Here is a 904-nt window from a genome sequence, read left to right on the forward strand (position 1 = left end):
GGCCCGCCGCGGCCGCGCCGGCCGCGGCCTCGGCCACCAGGCGGGACTTGCCGAGGCCGGCCTCGCCCTCGACCAGCACCACGGCGGGCGGGCGGAGCATCGCCCCGGTCAGACGGTCCAGTTCCGGCCGACGTCCCACGAACGCGAATCCGGCGCCGGGCGATCCCGGCTCGACGGGCCGACTCACGGCCGTCCGGTTGGTTCGGGTGCGCGGCGCTCGCCGAGGAGGGGTGCGAAGGCCATGGGCACATCATGCCGTGACGGCTCCCGGCGGTACCCGTCGGGTCGCCGCCTGCGCACCAGGACCCGGGACGGGCGGGGCTGGGCGTTCAGGCGATACGTGCGGTACGGGCGGGGACCGGCAGCCGGTGCGGCAGAACGCCCCGGCCGGGCAGTTCGAGCACCGTGCAGCCCAGCGCCTCCAGCCGGCGCACGGTCGCCCGGGCGCTGTGGTCGTCCAGCGAGAAGACGAACGGCCCGGGCACCAGCACCACGTTCACCCAGCCCTGCCCGGCCCGCTCCAGCAGCCGCTCCAGGGCGGGGCGCCGGTCGCCGGAGCGCACCCCGTCGTCCAGGAACGCGCCGGGCACCGGCAGGCCGCGCTGCCGGGCCAGGCGCTCCAGTGCCGCGCGCTGGTACTCCAGCCCCGCCGGGTCGGCGGGGTAGCAGCGCAGGTACAGCGCGGCCCGGGCCGGGCGGCGGGTCGGCGGGAGGGGGCGGTCGGCCATGTCGTTCACCTGACCTGTTCGGCGAGGAGTGCGACGGGGTGGGGGAGAACCCGTCCACTCCAGCAGGCCCCGGTGAACAGTGCGGGATCAATAGCGGTCGCCACCCAATCGCGCGGCCGCCGGGCAGGCGGCGCCAGGCCCCGCAGGCCCCGGGCGCCGCCCGCGTCCCGGCCGTC

The 904-nt window shown here is 78.1% G+C and carries 1 protein-coding gene; it reads right to left on the bottom strand.

The window, feature by feature from the left end; genetic code table 11:
* Positions 1 to 329: 329 nt before the first annotated feature.
* On the bottom strand, positions 330 to 728 hold the full coding sequence (locus KS423_RS46345; protein WP_224285641.1) for a recombinase family protein: 399 nt from the start codon (positions 726 to 728) through the stop codon (positions 330 to 332).
* Positions 729 to 904 lie beyond the last annotated feature (176 nt).

The organism is Streptomyces sp. LS1784 (assembly GCF_020103755.1).
Lineage (GTDB): Bacteria > Actinomycetota > Actinomycetes > Streptomycetales > Streptomycetaceae > Kitasatospora.

Bases quoted from the DNA above. Each gene is read 5' to 3' on its own strand.
- KS423_RS46345 (WP_224285641.1), bottom strand. From the start codon at position 728: ATGGCCGACCGCCCCCTCCCGCCGACCCGCCGCCCGGCCCGGGCCGCG.